We start from the raw sequence: 1,809 nt of genomic DNA, 5'->3' as shown, positions 1-1,809 counted from the left end.
CGGCGATCACCTGCTCGGGCGCGATGCCCACCTCCGCGGCGACCGCCTCGGCGACGGTCGCGTTGTCGCCGGTCAGCAGGAAGGGGGTGAGACCGAGGGCGCGCAGCCGCCTGATCGCTTCCGGGCTGGTGTCCTTGACGGCGTCCGCCACCTCCAGGACCGCGCGGGCCTCGCCGTCCCAGGCGACCGCGATGGCCGTACGCCCGGTCGCCTCGGCCGCGGCCTTGGCGCGCTCCAGCTCGGCGGGCAGGGAGATGGCCCATTCGGCCAGCAGCTTCTCGCGGCCGACCAGGACCGCGTGCCCCTCGACGACGCCCTGGACGCCGAGGCCGGGGACGTTGGCGAAATCCTCGGGGGTGGGCAGGGCGCCCACCCGGGCGCTTGCGCCGGCGGCGACGGCCTGGGCGATGGGGTGCTCCGAGGAGTGTTCCAGGGCGCCCGCGAGCCGCAGGGCGTCGGTGTCGCTCGTGCCCGTCGCGGTGTGCACGGCGAGCAGGGTCATCCGGCCGGTGGTGACGGTGCCGGTCTTGTCCAGGACGATGGTGTCGACCTTGCGCGTGGTCTCCAGGACCTCGGGACCCTTGATCAGGATGCCCAGCTGGGCGCCGCGGCCGGTGCCGACCATGAGCGCGGTCGGGGTGGCCAGGCCCAGGGCGCAGGGGCAGGCGATGATGAGGACGGCGACGGCGGCGGTGAACGCGGCGGTCAGCCCCGCGCCGTTGCCGAGCCAGAAGCCCAGGGTGCCGAGCGCGAGCGCGATGACGACCGGGACGAAGACGGCGGAGATCTTGTCGGCGAGCCGCTGGGCGGCGGCCTTGCCGTTCTGCGCGTCCTCCACCAGCTTGGCCATACGGGCGAGCTGGGTGTCGGCGCCGACCCGGGTGGCCTCGACGACCAGGCGGCCTCCGGCGTTGAGCGTGGCGCCGGTGACGCTGTCGCCCTCGCCGACCTCGACGGGGACCGACTCCCCGGTGAGCATGGAGGCGTCGACCGCGGACGAGCCCTCGACGACCGTACCGTCGGTGGCGATCTTCTCCCCGGGCCGGACCAGGAACCGGTCGCCGGCCCTGAGCTCGCCGACCGGGATGAGCTCTTCGCGGCCGCCGCGTAGAACGGTGACCTCCTTGGCCCCCAGCTCCATGAGCGCCTTGAGCGCCGCGCCCGCCTTACGCTTCGACCGCGCCTCGAAGTAGCGTCCGGCCAGGATGAAGGCGGTGACGCCGGCCGCGGCCTCCAGATAGATGTTCCCGGCCCCGTCGGAGCGGGCGATGGTGAGCTCGAAAGGGTGGGTCATACCGGGCGTACCGGCCGTGCCGAAGAACAGGGCCCACACCGACCACAGGAACGCCGCGGCCGTGCCGACGGATATCAGGGTGTCCATGGTGGCGGCGCCGTGCCGGGCGTTGGTCCAGGCCGCCTTGTGGAAGGGCCAGGCGGCGTAGGTCACCACGGGGGCCGCCAGCGTCAGGGACAGCCACTGCCAGTAGTCGAACTGGAGGGCCGGGGCCATCGCCATCGCGATCACAGGGACGGCGAGCACGACCGCGGTGGTCAACCGCTCACGCAGCGGCCGCAGTTCATCGAGCGAAGCCTCATCCGTGTCCTCGCCGGGCGCCGAACCGGTGCGCACGGGGCCGCGCTCGGGTTCCCGCGCGGTGTAGCCGGTGGCCTCGACGGTGGCGATCAGATCCTCGACGGCGATGTCGTCCCGGAAGGAGACCTTCGCCTTCTCGGTGGCGTAGTTGACGGTGGCCTCGACCCCGTCCATGCGGTTGAGCTTCTTCTCGATCCGGGCCGCGCACGAGGCGC

1 protein-coding gene is annotated in these 1,809 nt (G+C 73.1%); it reads right to left on the bottom strand.

Translation table 11 applies throughout. From position 1 onward, the window contains the following. Positions 1-1,809 (bottom strand): heavy metal translocating P-type ATPase (locus ACWDSL_RS53250; protein ID WP_450496968.1); only part of this gene is annotated, 1,809 nt, incomplete at both ends.

This window comes from Streptomyces sp. NPDC000941, assembly GCF_053599555.1.
Note: the sequence above shows the minus strand (reverse complement) of the source record. Positions and strands in the feature narration are given on the sequence as shown.